Genomic DNA, 14204 nt, shown 5'->3' with positions numbered 1-14204 from the left:
AGCGCAGTTTCAAAAAGTGCAAAGGCTTCATTGCCCTTGCACTTTTTTTCATTCAAATTTCAGTGTTCAAAGCTATTGCCAGTTGCAGGTACTCTTGAACGCTTACCTCTTCTGCACGCCGCTGCACATCAAAGTGGCCCGCAAAATTTCTTTCAGTGAGCCACGCGCCCAAAGTGTGGCGCAACAACTTGCGACGTTGGCTGAACGCCACTTGCACCATTTTTTCTAGGAGCTTGACATCGATGTTGGCTGGCTCTGCGTGAGGCACCATGCGCACCACCGCACTGTCAACTCGCGGCGGTGGATCAAAACTTTCGGGCGGTACAAACAGCACATTCTCCATGGCATAGCGCCACTGCAACATGACCGACAAGCGGCCATAGTCAGAAGTTGCTGGTGCAGCCACCATCCGATCAATGACTTCTTTTTGAAGCATGAAGTGTTGATCTTCAATGGCATTCACGTGTGCGAGCAGGTGAAACAAAATAGGGGTGGAAATGTTGTAAGGCAAGTTGCCCACTACCCTGATTTTTTGCCCAGCCGCCAAAGCCGTAAAGTCGACACGCAGAACATCCGATTCGACCACGGTCAATTGCTTGTGAAGTCGAAGGCGAAGCGCCAAGTCACGATCGAGCTCAATGACCGTCAGGTGACCCAAGCGTTCAACCAAGGGTTGCGTGAGCGCGGCAAGACCCGGCCCAATTTCAACCATGGCTTGACCGGCTTGCGGATGAATGGCATCGACAATGCCATCAATGATGCCGCCGTCGGATAAAAAGTGTTGGCCGAAGCGCTTGCGTGGGATGTGCTTCATTGAGGTGGTTCGCGCAACTCAACGTAGGCGCGGCCACGCAGCTCGGTCACCCAATTGGCGTACAACTCTTCTAATTTTTTTTCACGCAATTGATTGCGCACCATTTCGCGTTGCTCACGCACGGTCATGGGTGCTTCTCGCCTTTCCATCACTTGAATCAGGTGCACGCCAAAGCGCGAAACGAGGGGGTCTGAGACTTGTCCAGGGCGCAGGCGTGCCATGACCTGTTCAAACTCTGGCACAAATTGACCGGGGCTTGCCCAGCCTAAATCACCCCCCTCACTCGCGCTGCCATCTTGTGAAAACTGACGCGCTAAGGTTGCAAAGTCTGTACCTGCTTGAATTTGTTGTTTGTAGTTGAGAAGACGGCTTCTTGCAGCCGCTTCAGTGAGCTCATTGCCAATGCGCAGCAAGATGTGTCGAGCGCGAGTTTGAACCAGCATGGCGCTGCTCATCTCGCTTTGCTTCTTGTCTAAAACCTTCAAAATGTGAAAACCTGCGCCAGATTGAACGGGCTCTGAAATTTCTCCTGGCCTGAGATTTTGTGTGCTTTCAACAAACAGGCTGGGGTAACGATCGGCAGCCCGCAAGCCCATCTCACCACCATTGGCACCTCTGTCCAAGGCTTGTGAAAATGAAAGCGCCAGCGCTGCAAAGCTTTCGCCAGCTTTGGCGCGTTGCGCAACCTGCTGCGCTTTGACTTTCAATTCAGCCACTTCTTTGTCAGAACTGTTTTCGGGAACAGCAATCAAAATCATGGCCAAGTTCAAATCAATGGGCCTGGCCGAGCCAGCCTGACCGGCTTGTTCACTTTGAATTTGTTGCTCGACTTCAGCGTCGGAAACGCGGGCTCTGTTGTCGACATCACGTTCTCGCAAACGGCTGATGATGAGTTGTTTGCGCAATTGATCGCGAAAGCCAGACACGCTCACACCATCTATAGCAAGACGTTTATAAAGATCTTCTATCGAAATTTGGTTTTGTCGAGCAATGCTTAACGCTGTTTGTTCTACCTCATTGTCATCAACGCGAATACCGTTTTCTTGTGCTTGTTGCAACTGAGCTCTTTCATTGATCAATTGATCGAGCGCTTGTTGCGTTAAAGCTTGAGGGCTGAGGCTGGGCGCGCCAGGCGGCAATTGTTTTTGCAAGCGCAGCTTGAGGTTTTGCACTTCTTTGTTGGTGATGGGCTCTGAATTGACCACGGCCACAATGTAGTCTGCAGGCCTAGCTTGCACATTGCTTTGCGCTTGAGCCCAGCCAGGAACTGCAAGCGCAGTGCACAACGCGAGGGTAACACCCAAATTTCGCTTCTTTTCAAATGGTTTTCCAACGCTCAAGAGTGCGCGGATGCCAGCGAGAACGTGAGTGGAATTCAGAGCAAATAAATTAGTCATAGGAGTTGAATCTGCTGGTGGGCGCCAAATCTTCGCGAAGATATTGATAACGGGGGATATTGTCGCGCAATGTCTTCAACGGACTAGAGCCAACGCGAGCCAATCCTACAAATTCAAGTTGAAACAAAATGCGACTTCGAGACGTGGTGGTGGTGCTTTGCAGGCGTTCATAAACCACGCGGCCGAGCCAACAACCTGCATCATATTCAAAGCCCAACAAAGTATCGACCATTTTTCGGTCCTTCAGGCTGAAGTTCATGCGTCCTACACTGTACCAACGATCGGCGCCCAAGCCCTGACCGGGAGTGAGGTAGGGGTTGCCTTCGGCAGGGTTGCCGCGCTCAAAGGTGAAATCGCGCAGCGGCCATTGCCACCCCACATCAATTTGCTCACTTTGATCGCGCGAGAGTCGGTAAGCTGTATTGAACACCCGATAGGGGGTGGGGTTGAAGCGCGTGGTGAGTGTGGTGCGTGTGGTGCGGTGGGTTTGGGCGTCAAATTGAAGGGTCGAGTCAACACTCCAACGGCTGTCCCAGCGGACCCCTGCCCCTAACAAGATGTCACTGAAGCCCGACGCAACGGGCAACTCGCCTGGTAAGCGCACCAATTGGTCTGAAAAGCGATACCTTTGGGCGATGCCCAAGCGAGCCAATTCTGCGCCGCTATTGGCATCAAAGAAACGGCTGTTGACACCCAGCGTGACCAAATTGGAGTCGGCAATTCTGTCTTGGCCCACATAAGGGTTCTCGGCGTAAATGGTGGTCAGATTGAAGTCGGTGACGCCACTGTCATAGCTGGGCAGCAGACTTTGGTCTTTATAAGGTGTGCGCACAAAAAAAGCGCGAGGCTCAAGCGTTTGCCGAAGCTGCCGGCCAAAGTAGGCAGCGTCGCGTTCGTAAATCAAACCCGTGTCAAGGCTGTAAGTAGGCAACAAGCGATTGGCATCAAGTTGACCATTGTCAAGTGCGGTGTCTAATTGATAGCGAGTGCCGTGCAATTGAATTTTGGGAACCACAAATCCCCAAGGTTTGCGCCAGGGATGGCTGACTTGTGCAACTGCAAAACTGCGCTGACCATTTCTCAAAACGGTGCGACTACCCCCAGGGATGCGGCTGTAATCGGCTTCAAAACGGGTGGTGTCGGCCGTGAATCCGACATCAAAGCCATTCAAGTCCCACTTGTTGTATTGAGCCACAATTTGAGGCGATCGATCATAAGGCGGCGTGATGGGGGAGCTGACGTCCTGCAGGGTTTGGAATTGCTGCACACGGGTCATCATGGACCAGTCGCCTTGTGCCCAATGCAAGCTACCTGAGGCAGGCAACAATCGCTGGGTCAGTGACAAACCAGAGCGCGGAAAGTCTCGCCAGTAATTGTCATCGCTGACCCTGTTCAAATTGACATTGACACCCAGGCGGCCCAACACCGAGTTGCCCGTCTCAATGCCACCCGAATGCTGCGCCGACACGCCCCAACGAGATTGTTGTCTCAAGGAGTCATTGGGCATGAGGTTCAAGCGCACTTGGCCTTGGCTGTCGGTCTCAAGATAGCGGAATTCAGAATCGAGAGCCACGCCCCGTTTGCTCATGAGGGTGGTGCTGAGTGTGGCATCTCGGTTGGGTGCAATATTCCAGTAGTAAGGCGAAGTTAATTCAATGCCGCTGACAGTATCAATGCCAACCAGAGGGGCCAAAAACCCAGATTGGCGTTCATTGTTGAGCGGAAAAGTGAGAGAGGGCGCAGCCAAGATGGGTACATTTTTGAAGCGAAGTTGCAGGTCTTTGGCCTGAACGCTGTTGTCTTCTTCATTGATTTGCAGGCTGGCCGCTTTCAAAATCCATTCGGGCAGCCAACTGGGGCCTTGAATGCGGCTACAGGTGGTGTAAGTGGCATTGCGGATGATGGCGCGCTGCGCGTCAACAAACTCTATTTCTGAGGCCTCACCATGCCCGCCACCTTTGAGCAGCGTGTATTCAGGTTTTAAAAACTTGCCTTGAAAAGAGTCTGCTTGCAAACTCAAAGAAGGGCCTTGGAAGGTATTGCCTTCTCGCGTGATCTTCACGCCGCCCTCTGCACTCAGGGTGTTCTGAGACTGGTCGTATTCAATCCGCTGCGCCCTCACTGTCAGGCCCTGTTTGCGAAGCAAGGCGCCTCCGTCAATGACCAAGTCTAGATCGGGTCGTCCAAGCAAGCGCTGGCCTGATACAAACAAGGGCGACTGCTTGCGCTCAATCTCTGATATTTTTTCTTCCAAGCGAAGGCTGTTTTGAAGGATCAATGCTGGTTGGCTTGATGCTTTTTCAGATGCTGCACTTACGGGTAGCTCGCCATTTCCTTGGGCCAAGCTAGGCACTTGGCACAGCAACAGGCCGCCCAAGCTCAGGGCTTGAACAAGCTGGGCTGTCTGAAATGAGGGGCGGTTCTGCAAAGGGCTGTCGTCCAGGTTGTCGGGTGTTTGTAGAATGGATTATCCATGAGTGCTGCCTTGCGTGACTTCTACAAGAGGTCGGGTAGCATCTCTGGGTGTTTTGACTTGGAACAAGAACTTGAATTCTGAACAAATTTCAAATGTGGTCTGGGCAGACCCGCAGCGCCAGACGGCTTGTGAAAAATGGCTTTCTGAATTGGCCACCACGCATGGCCTGATGCCTGAAAGCTTGCGAATTGCGTCGGCCGATGCCAGTTTCAGACGTTATTTGCGTGTCAACACAATTTCGGGTGCCAGCCTGATCGTGATGGACGCGCCGCCCGACAAAGAAAATTGTGAACCCTTTGTCAAGGTCGCCCAACTCATGAAGCTGGCGGGGCTGAAAGCCCCCGAGGTTTTGGCGTGGGACGCGCCGCAAGGCTTCATGCTGCTCACAGACTTGGGCGATCGCACCATGATGTCGGCCATCGATGCGAACAATCCGCAAGCCAATCACGCGCTTTACATGCAAGCCATCGATGCGCTCATTGATTGGCAGTTGTCTTCCAAGCCTGGTGTATTGCCGCCCTACGATGAGGCCCTGCTGCAAAGAGAGCTCAGTTTGTTTCCAGACTGGTACCTGACGAAGCACCGTCAATTGGAAGTTCAAGGCAAGATGCGCAGCACCTTGGACAGCACCTTCAAAATGCTGGTGGCGCATAACTTGGCCAGCCCCTCGGTGTTTGTCCACCGCGATTTCATGCCGCGCAATTTGATGATGCCCACAGGCGCTGAGGCTGCTTTGGGCGTGTTGGATTTTCAGGACGCTGTGTATGGCCCCGTCACCTACGACGTAGCCAGCTTGATGCGCGACGCCTTTCTCACGTGGGAAGAAGATTTTGTACTCGACGTCACCATCCGTTACTGGGAGAAAGCGCGCAAAGTGGGCCTTCTCAATTATGAAGATTGGCACCAAGACTTTGGTGCTTTTTACCGTGCCGTGGAGTGGATGGGTTTGCAACGTCATTTGAAAGTAGCTGGTATTTTTGCGCGCCTGACGTTGCGTGATGGGAAAGAAAAATACTTGGCCGATGCACCACGCTTCATTGCCTATATTCGTGCAACGGCCGCCAGGTACATTGAACTCAGACCCCTGCTGCGCCTGATTGAAGAGGTTGAAGGCCAGGATGGTGTGACGGGTTTTGCGTTTGGGCGCATGTAAGCACTTCAGGTGAGCCATTGATGTCAAATCTGCCACGCTTTTACTGTCCATCTGCGCTCGATACCGGTGCCGAATTGAGCTTGCCTGCTGGAACGGCCAGGCACGTGCAAGTTCTCAGGCTGCAGCCCAACGATGAGATCACTCTTTTCAATGGCCAGGGCGGAGAGTTCAAGGCCGTTGTAATGCACATGGGTCGAAGCGAAGTGTCGGTGCGCGTGGGTGAACACCACCCCGTTGAGCGTGAGCTCAGCATTCAAGTTCATTTGTGGTCTGGCATCACGGCCAATGAGCGCATGGATTGGTTGCTTGAAAAAGCCACCGAGCTGGGCGCCGCCACACTGCTGCCCATCACTGCTGAGCGCAGTGTGTTGAAACTCAAGGGTGAGCGTGCAGACAAAAAATTAGCGCATTGGCAAGCCATTGCCGTGGCCTCAAGTGAGCAGTGTGGCCGCAATCGAGTTTTGCAAGTTGGCCAAGCAAGGACGCTGGAGCAAGCCCTTGAGCAGTTGTCGGCCGCACAAGCACCATCACAAGCGGCTCGCTGGGTTTTGTCTTTATCGCCTGGCACCCGCTTGCTTCATGAAATGATTCAAACCATTCGATCCACCCATGACCATGACGCCACCCGGCCAACAGAGATCATTGTGTTGAGTGGGCCAGAGGGTGGCTTGAGTCCAGCGGAGGAGGCACAAGCCATCGCTGCTGGCTTTCTGCCTGTGAGCTTAGGGAACAGGGTGTTGCGCGCGGAAACAGCCCCTGTCGCCGTTTTGTCTGCTGTGGGGTGCTTGCAGTAGATACACTCAGGTGTATGAACTCCAACCTCTTTTTTCTGGCCTTGTGCCAAGGCTTGTTTCTCACCAACAACGTCACCTTCATTGCCATCAATGGTTTGGTGGGTTTAAGCCTGGCACCCGTGGGGTGGATGGCCACACTGCCGGTCATGGGGTATGTGGTGGGCGGCGCTTTGTCAACGGGCTTGGTGGCCAAGTCACAAGCCAAGTGGGGCCGCAGGGTTTCATTTCAGTTGGGTTTGTTGGTGGGCTTGTTGTCTGCCATTTTGTGCGCTTATGCAGCGCACACGCACAACTTTGAACTGCTGGTGATGGCCACCATGGTGGCTGGTTATTACAGTGCCAATGGACAGCTTTACCGATTTGCCGCTGCCGAGTTGGCAGAAGCTTCTTTCAAAGAGAAGGCCGTTTCATGGGTGATGGCCGGGGGCCTGATTGGCGCCATCGTGGGTCCCAATTTGGCCTCTCAAAGCAAAGGCTGGTTTGAAACGCCCTTCATGGGTGCCTACGTGGCACTTACCGCTGTGGCTGTTTTGGGCATGGTGCTGATGCATTTTGTGAAGTTCCCGCCGCTCGTTGAGAAAGTCAGCGGTAGCTCCGAAGGTCGCCCCTTGCGCGAGATCATGAAACAGCCGGTGTTCATTGTGTCTGCAGCCGCTGCAGCGCTCAGCTTTGGTGTGATGAATTTGTTGATGGCCGCCACACCGCTGGCCATGCAGGTGTGTGGCTATCCGTTCAGCGATGCGGCCTTGGTTTTAGAGTGGCACGTCATTGGCATGTTTGCGCCTGGTTTTTTCACAGGTCACCTGATCAAGAAATTTGGTGTCCTGCAAATCATGGCGGTGGGTGTGCTGCTGAATTTTGTCTGCATCGGTATCGCCCTCTCGGGCACTGACTTGCATCAATTTGTGTTGGCCTTGTTTATTCTGGGCGTCGGTTGGAACTTTGTTTTTACAGGCAGCACCACCCTTGCCATGACAGCTTGGCGGCCTGAAGAGAAAGACCGCGGTCAAGCCGCCATCAATTTCTGTGTGTTTGCCACCATGGCCATCACCTCGTTTGCCTCGGGCGCTTTGGTGACCACGCAAGGCTGGACATGGCTGAACTATGGCTCGGTGGTGCCGGTGGCACTTACTGGCATTGCCTTGATGTGGCTGGTCTGGGTTCGCAAGAACCAGACCGCAGCCTGACATCACATTTGAGGGACTCAATTTCAGGGCATTGATGCCATGACCTCGGCCACCGAGGCCGTCAACTTTTTGGCATAAGGCACATGCAAAAATTCGTTGGGGCCGTGGGCGTTGCTCTTTGGACCCAACACACCGCAGACCATCATTTGCGCCGTCGGAAAGCCTTGGCTCAACATGTTCATGAGCGGAATGGTGCCGCCTTGTCCGATATAGCCCACAGAGGCGCCAAAGTGCGATTGGCTGGCGCTTTGCAGGGCGTTTTCAAACCAAGGTGTGCTACTTGGCGCATTCCAGCCCGTGGCGCCACCTTTGGACTCAAATGTCACCCGCGCTTGATAGGGCGCGTTGTCTTCGAGCAATGCTTTCATCTCTGCAACTGCTTGAGCTGCATCCACCAAAGGCGGTAGACGCAGGCTGAGCTTGAAGGCGGTATAGGGCCGCAGCACATTGCCGGCATTTTCTAAAGTGGGAAAGCCTTCTGCGCCCGTCACACTCAATGTGGGTGTCCAGGTGCGATTGAGCAAAGCTTGCAAAGGATCGGTGGTGGTGGGCAAGGCAAAGGTGGTGGAGCCCCCGCAGTCGTAGTGTGCCCAAGGAAAGCGCTTGTAAATTTCTTCGCCCAAAATGCTGGCCGTGGCTTTGGCCTGTGCCAGTCGATCGGCAGGCACTTCGCAGTGGAAGCTGGCTGGCAAAAGACGCCCTGACTTGCTGTCCTCTAAACGATCGAGAACTTGGCGCATGATGCGAAAGCTAGAGGGCACCAAGCCAGAGGCATCACCCGAGTGAATGCCTTCTGTCAAAATTTCAACCTTCAAAGTGCCGCTGGCCATGCCGCGCAAACTGGTGGTCAGCCAAAGCTGATCGTAGTTGCCTGCACCACTGTCTAAACAAATGACCAAGCCCACATCGCCCAAGCGAGGGCGCAGAGAATCGATGTAAGGCAATAAATCGTAGGAGCCAGACTCTTCACAGGTTTCAATCAAGCCCACAATGCGAGGGTGTGGCGTGTTTTGATTTTTCAGAGCCTGTACCGCCGCGATGCTGGCGTAGGCGGCATAGCCATCGTCGGCGCCGCCGCGGCCATACAGCTTGCCGTTTTCATACTTGGGCGTCCATGGACCTAAGTCATTGCGCCAGCCACTGAACTCTGGTTGCTTGTCTAAGTGGCCATACATCAGCACCGTTTGACCCGAACCTTCCGACGCAGCACGCGTGGCGGGAATGTCAAAAAACAAAACAGGTGTGCGGCCAGGCAAGCGCAAAATTTCCAAGCGAAGGCCCGCTACCTTTTGCGCCTCAATCCATTCTGCTGTTTGTCTGAGCACGGTATCGAGATAACCGTTGGCTTCCCAGTTGCTGTCAAAGGAGGGCGACTTGGCTGGAATCTCAATGTACTGGGTGAGTTCTTTCAAAATGCTGGCGTCCCACGATTGCGTGACATCGCGCAAAGCTTTCTCAGCATTCAAGAGGTGTGCAGGCAGTTCTTTGTGAATGGGTGCATTCATGATGATCTCCAAAAATTCAGTTTGATTTCAGCCAAGACAAGCCGCGAGAAGTGCCGCCAGACGAGGTGTCTGCAGGAATGTACTCACAACCGATCCATCCTTTCCAGCCACATTCTGCAGACAGACGATCGATCAAGTCAAACAGATAAGGCCAATTTAACTCACCTGTGCCTGGTTCGTGACGCAGTGGCACATCGGCAATTTGAAGGTGACCTACTTTGCCAGTTGGTAAGTAGCGCTCTAACTTGGTGGTGACATCGCCCTCCACAATTTGGCAGTGAAACAAGTCCATTTGAATTTTCAAATTGGGCTCGTTCACTTGGGCCACTATTTCGTGAGCGTGGTCTTGGCGGTTGAAAAAAAATCCTGGGATACCGCGCAAATTTATGGGCTCTAGTAAAACGTCAATGCCATGCGGCTGCATTTGATGGCAAGCCCACTTCAAATTGGCCACCAAGGTGCTTTGGGCTTGCTCGCGCGAAACGCCAGCGGGCAACACACCTGCCATGGAGTGAATGCGAGGGCAGCCCAAGGTCTCTGCATAACGCATGGCGCGTGTCACGCCTGCTTTGTATTCGGCTTCACGGCCGGGTGAGCAAGCTGTACCGCGATCGCCCTTTTCCCACGCGCTCAATGTGCTGGCATCGTCAATGCCACCTGGCGGCATGTTGAACAAAACCTGTTGAAGACCATTGCCTTTGAGTCGAGCCGCCAATTCCTCAGCAGCATAGGCATAGGGGAACAAATACTCAACGGCCTTGAAGCCATCTTTGGCCGCGGCTTCGAAGCGATCTAGGAAATCCATGTCGGGGTACATCATGGAAAGATTGGCGGCAAATTGAGGCATGTTCAACTTTCAGGTGTCGAAGGGAAGGCGATTGCAAAAATGAAGCTACAAAGCGGCAGCAGAGATCACCAAGCCGCATCAAAAACTTGACGCAGTTCATCAATCTGCGCATCTGACAAAATTTCGAGTGAGTCGGGTTGCGCCAATTGCACAAGCTTGGCGGTTTCTTCTAGCTCTTCAAGTGCAGCCATGGCGCTGCTCAAATCTTGATGCCAAACATTGGGGCCTAGCTTGGACAACATCACAGCGCGGATGGGCGTGTCTTGCTTGGCGTAGAAGAGAATGGCATCGGCAACGGCATCGGCCGCCAAGGGGTCGCCGGGCCGAAAATAGGGAATCAATGGCACGTGGCCTACTTTCATGACAAAGTAGGGCGTGATGGGTGGCAACAGTTCGTGGCCTTTGGCATGCAAACTCAATGACACACAATGTGTGCTGTGTGTGTGAATCACGCATTGCGCAGGCCAACTGCCAGGCGCATGGTCTGTGGCCTCATAAATTTTGCGATGCAGTGCCATGGTTTTGCTGGCGCGCTTGCCACTCAATTGCTGGCCCTGTGCATCTAACAGCGCCAAGTCGGCGGGTTCTAAGTAGCCCAAACACGCATCGGTGGGCGTGATCAAAAAGCCATGCTCAAGTCGCACACTGATGTTGCCCGCAGTGGCATGCACATAGCCTCTGTCAAACAAGCTTTGTCCAACACGGCAAATCTCTTCGCGGGCTTGAGCTTCGGTGAGGTGAGGAATTTGATGGTGTTGACCCCTCATGCTGAAGCCTCCGACAAGTGCTTCAAGGCTTTGGTAAAGAAGTCGGGGGTTCCAAAGTTGCCTGACTTGAGCGTGAGGTGACCCGCCGCATGTTGCGGGGCAAAACACCATGGCACGCCGGGGTCAATTTGAGGGCCAATTTGCATTTGCGAAATATTCAAAGCTTGAACGCAGGCGCCGGAAGTTTCACCGCCAGCAATGACCCACTGCTTCACGCCCATTTGCAACAAGCCTGCGCTGACTTGCGCCAACGCAGACTCCATCCATTCGCCCGCCTGTTCGCGCCCAAACTGAGCCTGTACTTTTTGCAAAGTGTCGGCATCGGTGGTGGCATAAATGAGCACAGGCCCTTTACTTAACAATGGCTGCGCCCAAGCCAGCGCTTGCGCCACCTCTGATTTGATTTGCGCGGGCACATCGTGGTGAGACCAACTTAAAGGTTTGAATTGCCAACTGGGCAAGCCCAAGCTTTGGTAATGCGCCACTTGCCCTTGCGTGGCAATGGAGCAGCTGCCAGAGACAATGGCTTGATAGCCTGTGGCTTTGGGCAGTGCGGCGGCCTGCGCCGATGCCTGCAAATTCCAGTTGGCAGGCAAGCCAATGGCGACGCCAGAACCGGCGGTCAGCAATGGCATATTTTTCAAGGCGGGACCAAGGGTTTTCAAATCTTCATTGCTGGTGGCATCCACAATGGCCACACCCACACCATCGGCTTGCAGCTGTTCGATTTTTGCGCTGATGGCGGCTGTGCCTTTGGCCATCACTGTGTGATCGATCAGGCCTACTTTGCGCTGAGTTTGCGCTTGCATGACGCGCACCAAATTGGCATCGGTCATGGGTGTGAGCGGATGGTTTTGCATGCCGCTTTCATTCAAGAGAACGGCGCCTGCAAACAAATAGCCTTTGAACACGGTGCGGCCGTTGTCGGGAAACGCGGGCGTGGCAATGGTGAATTTGCAATCCAGCGCGCCCATCAAGGCTTCTGTGACGGGGCCGATGTTGCCTGCGGGTGTGCTGTCAAAGGTCGAGCAGTATTTGAAATAAATTTGCTCTGCGCCTTGCGCTTTAAGCCAGTGCAGCGCTTCAAGCGATTGGGCAATGGCTTGGCTGGCAGGGATGGTGCGTGTTTTCAAGGCCACCACCACCGCATCGACATCGGAAGAAAGCGCTGCTTGGGGCACGCCAAATGTCTGCATCACCCGCATGCCAGATCTGACCAAGTTGTTGGCCAAGTCGGTGGCGCCGGTGAAGTCGTCTGCAATGCAACCCAGTTTCATGTTGTCTCACTTTTTTATTTTGGACTCAGCTCAAACTGCAATTCGATGAACCTTGAGAAAGCAGCTTACTTGGCTTTTGGCAATTCGATGCCCGGGAAAATTTTGATCACAGCGCTGTCATCTTCTTTGGCAAAGCCGGCCGTGCTTGCCTGCATGAACATTTGATGCGCCGTACTAGAAAGAGGCAGCGGGAATTTGCTGGCGCGTGCCATGTCCAATACCAGCCCCAAGTCTTTGACAAAAATATCGACCGCAGACAAGGGCGTGTAGTCAGCAGCCAGCACGTGAGCCATGCGATTTTCAAACATCCAACTGTTGCCGGCGCTGTGCGTGATCACTTCATAAAGTGCGTCGGGATCAACCCCCTCACGCAGGCCCAAGGCCATGGCTTCTGCGGCAGCGGCAATGTGCACACCGGCCAGCAATTGATTGATGATTTTGACTTTGCTGCCTCCGCCCGCGCTGTCGCCTAACTTATAAACCTTGGCGGCCATGGCGTTAAGGAATGGCTCTGCCTTGGCATAGGCATCAGGCCGACCTGCCGTCATCATGGTCATTTGACCAGAGGCTGCTTTGGCCGCGCCACCAGAAATAGGTGCATCAATGTAGAGAAGACCCTTGTCGTTTAACTTTTTTTCCAGGGCCACTGAGAAAGCAGGATCGACCGTAGAGCACATGACAAAAACGCTGCCAGGCTTGAGGTGATGCGCACAACCAGACTGTGGCGAGCCATCACCAAACAGCACAGACTCGGTTTGTACCGCATTGACAACCACTGAGATCAAAACGTCAGAGGCTGCTGCAATGGCTTCTAAAGAAGCGCATGCCAAGCCGCCTTCTGCAGCAAACTTCTGCGCGACTTCAGAGCGAACATCAAACACATTCACAACATGCCCTGCACGGCGCAAAGATTGCGCCATGCCCATGCCCATGGCACCTAAGCCAATGACGCCAACTGATAAATGGGACGACATGAATTTACTCTCCTGCAACCGTGAGCATGATTTTTCCGATGTGTTGTGACGTCTCCATGAGCGCGTGCGCTTGAGCGGCGTCTTTCAAATCGAAAACTTGGTGAATGATGGGCTTCACCTTGCCTGCCTCCAGCAAGGGCCAAACTTGCGCATGCAACTCGGACGCAATTTGCGCCTTGTCTTGTGCGCTGCGTGGTCGCAAGGTGGAGCCCGTGAACGTGAGGCGTTTGGTCATGAGGGAGACCCAATCGACTTCAACCTTGGAGGGCTGCAAGAAGGCAATTTGCAACAAGCGGCCTTCAATGGCCAGTGCACGCAAATTGCGTTGCATGTAGCTGCCACCCACCATGTCCAAAATGGCATTGACACCTTTTTGCTCAGTGAGTTGGAGCACTTCTTCTACAAAATCTTGGGTGTTGTAATTGATGGCTGTGTGCGCACCCGCTTTCAAGCAGGCAGCCACTTTGTCTGAATTGCCAACGGTGCAAAATACTTTGGCATCAAAAGCATGGGCCAGTTGAATGGCCGTTAAGCCAATGCCAGAAGAGCCGCCATGAACCAAAATGGTCTCGCCCGATTTCAATTTTCCACGTTGAAAAACATTGGTCCAAACGGTGAAAAAGTTTTCAGGCAATGCCGCTGCCTGCAACATCGAAAAGCCTTTGGGAATGGGCAAGGCCTGACCTTCAGGCACTGCCACAAACTCTGCATAAGCGCCGCCATTGGTGAGAGCGCACAGCTTGTCGCCCAAACGCCATTGGGTCACGCCCTCCCCCAAGGCCACCACTTCACCTGAAACCTCGAGGCCAGCGATGGTTGAAGCGCCAGGCGGCGGCGGGTAACGGCCGCTGCGTTGCAAACAGTCTGGGCGATTGACGCCAGCGTATGCAACTTTGACCAAGACTTCACCCGCTTTGAGCGTGGGTGTTGCGCAGGTACTGGGCTTTAAAACCTCTGGTCCTCCGCCGGTGCCATGGTCAACAAAATGCATGGTGTGAGGGAGCGACATGGTG

12 protein-coding genes are annotated in these 14204 nt (G+C 53.7%); 3 read left to right on the top strand and 9 right to left on the bottom strand.

Translation table 11 applies throughout. The annotated features are described in order from the left end of the window. Positions 1-52 precede the first annotated feature (52 nt). From rsmA to B9Z32_RS00960, 3 genes are read right to left on the bottom strand one after another with little or no spacing between them, the layout of a single operon-like run. Complete coding sequence (rsmA, locus tag B9Z32_RS00970) at positions 53-814, bottom strand: 16S rRNA (adenine(1518)-N(6)/adenine(1519)-N(6))-dimethyltransferase RsmA (RefSeq protein WP_108419545.1); 762 nt, start codon at positions 812-814, stop codon at positions 53-55. Beyond that, positions 811-2211 carry a peptidylprolyl isomerase gene (locus B9Z32_RS00965; RefSeq protein ID WP_233248013.1) on the bottom strand — a complete coding sequence of 467 codons (1401 nt, stop codon included), beginning with the start codon at positions 2209-2211 and terminating at the stop codon, positions 811-813. Before B9Z32_RS00965 ends, rsmA begins: the two co-directional genes overlap by 4 nt. Next, positions 2204-4639, bottom strand: a complete 2436-nt coding sequence (locus tag B9Z32_RS00960) for an LPS-assembly protein LptD (RefSeq protein WP_233248012.1) — start codon at positions 4637-4639, stop codon at positions 2204-2206. The genes B9Z32_RS00965 and B9Z32_RS00960 overlap by 8 nt, the downstream gene beginning before the upstream one ends. Before the next feature lie 118 nt (positions 4640-4757). On the opposite strand from B9Z32_RS00960, the gene B9Z32_RS00955 reads away from it, so the two are divergent. From B9Z32_RS00955 to B9Z32_RS00945, 3 genes are read left to right on the top strand one after another with little or no spacing between them, the layout of a single operon-like run. Next, positions 4758-5840 (top strand): aminoglycoside phosphotransferase family protein, encoded by a 1083-nt coding sequence (locus B9Z32_RS00955; protein WP_233248011.1) that lies wholly within the window; start codon positions 4758-4760, stop codon positions 5838-5840. Positions 5841-5869: 29 nt separating this feature from the next. Next, positions 5870-6634, top strand: coding sequence for a 16S rRNA (uracil(1498)-N(3))-methyltransferase (locus B9Z32_RS00950; RefSeq protein WP_108420900.1), 765 nt, complete (start codon positions 5870-5872; stop codon positions 6632-6634). A 14-nt stretch (positions 6635-6648) separates the two neighbouring features. Next, complete coding sequence (locus B9Z32_RS00945) at positions 6649-7821, top strand: MFS transporter (protein WP_108419544.1); 1173 nt, start codon at positions 6649-6651, stop codon at positions 7819-7821. Between the two features lie 23 nt (positions 7822-7844). Here B9Z32_RS00945 and B9Z32_RS00940 read toward each other — a convergent pair whose 3' ends face one another. From B9Z32_RS00940 to B9Z32_RS00915, 6 genes are all read right to left on the bottom strand, one after another. Continuing rightward, positions 7845-9326 carry a M20 family metallopeptidase gene (locus tag B9Z32_RS00940; RefSeq protein ID WP_108419543.1) on the bottom strand — a complete coding sequence of 494 codons (1482 nt, stop codon included), beginning with the start codon at positions 9324-9326 and terminating at the stop codon, positions 7845-7847. A gap of 16 nt (positions 9327-9342) precedes the next feature. Next, positions 9343-10173 (bottom strand): 2-oxo-tetronate isomerase, encoded by an 831-nt coding sequence (otnI, locus tag B9Z32_RS00935; protein WP_108419542.1) that lies wholly within the window; start codon positions 10171-10173, stop codon positions 9343-9345. Between the two features lie 65 nt (positions 10174-10238). Further along, a complete protein-coding gene (locus B9Z32_RS00930) occupies positions 10239-10940 on the bottom strand; it encodes an aldolase (protein ID WP_108419541.1) in 702 nt (233 codons plus the stop codon). Beyond that, positions 10937-12217, bottom strand: coding sequence for a 3-oxo-tetronate kinase (gene otnK, locus B9Z32_RS00925; protein ID WP_108419540.1), 1281 nt, complete (start codon positions 12215-12217; stop codon positions 10937-10939). Before otnK ends, B9Z32_RS00930 begins: the two co-directional genes overlap by 4 nt. 65 nt (positions 12218-12282) lie before the next feature. Beyond that, complete coding sequence (ltnD, locus tag B9Z32_RS00920) at positions 12283-13191, bottom strand: L-threonate dehydrogenase (RefSeq protein ID WP_108419539.1); 909 nt, start codon at positions 13189-13191, stop codon at positions 12283-12285. Between the two features lie 4 nt (positions 13192-13195). Further along, complete coding sequence (locus B9Z32_RS00915; RefSeq protein ID WP_108419538.1) at positions 13196-14200, bottom strand: NAD(P)H-quinone oxidoreductase; 1005 nt, start codon at positions 14198-14200, stop codon at positions 13196-13198. Between the last annotated feature and the right edge of the window lie 4 nt (positions 14201-14204).

This window comes from Limnohabitans sp. MMS-10A-178 (genome assembly GCF_003063375.1).
Taxonomy (GTDB): domain Bacteria; phylum Pseudomonadota; class Gammaproteobacteria; order Burkholderiales; family Burkholderiaceae_C; genus Limnohabitans_A.
This window is presented reverse-complemented; position numbering and strand designations above follow the sequence as displayed.

Excerpts from the sequence above, each read along its gene's own strand:
- rsmA (WP_108419545.1), bottom strand. The coding sequence starts at position 814 with ATGAAGCACATCCCACGCAAGCGCTTCGGCCAACACTTTTTATCCGAC.
- B9Z32_RS00965 (WP_233248013.1), bottom strand. The coding sequence starts at position 2,211 with ATGACTAATTTATTTGCTCTGAATTCCACTCACGTTCTCGCTGGCATC.
- B9Z32_RS00945 (WP_108419544.1), top strand. The coding sequence starts at position 6,649 with ATGAACTCCAACCTCTTTTTTCTGGCCTTGTGCCAAGGCTTGTTTCTC.
- B9Z32_RS00940 (WP_108419543.1), bottom strand. The coding sequence starts at position 9,326 with ATGAATGCACCCATTCACAAAGAACTGCCTGCACACCTCTTGAATGCT.
- otnI (WP_108419542.1), bottom strand. The coding sequence starts at position 10,173 with ATGCCTCAATTTGCCGCCAATCTTTCCATGATGTACCCCGACATGGAT.
- B9Z32_RS00930 (WP_108419541.1), bottom strand. The coding sequence starts at position 10,940 with ATGAGGGGTCAACACCATCAAATTCCTCACCTCACCGAAGCTCAAGCC.
- otnK (WP_108419540.1), bottom strand. The coding sequence starts at position 12,217 with ATGAAACTGGGTTGCATTGCAGACGACTTCACCGGCGCCACCGACTTG.
- ltnD (WP_108419539.1), bottom strand. The coding sequence starts at position 13,191 with ATGTCGTCCCATTTATCAGTTGGCGTCATTGGCTTAGGTGCCATGGGC.
- B9Z32_RS00915 (WP_108419538.1), bottom strand. The coding sequence starts at position 14,200 with ATGTCGCTCCCTCACACCATGCATTTTGTTGACCATGGCACCGGCGGA.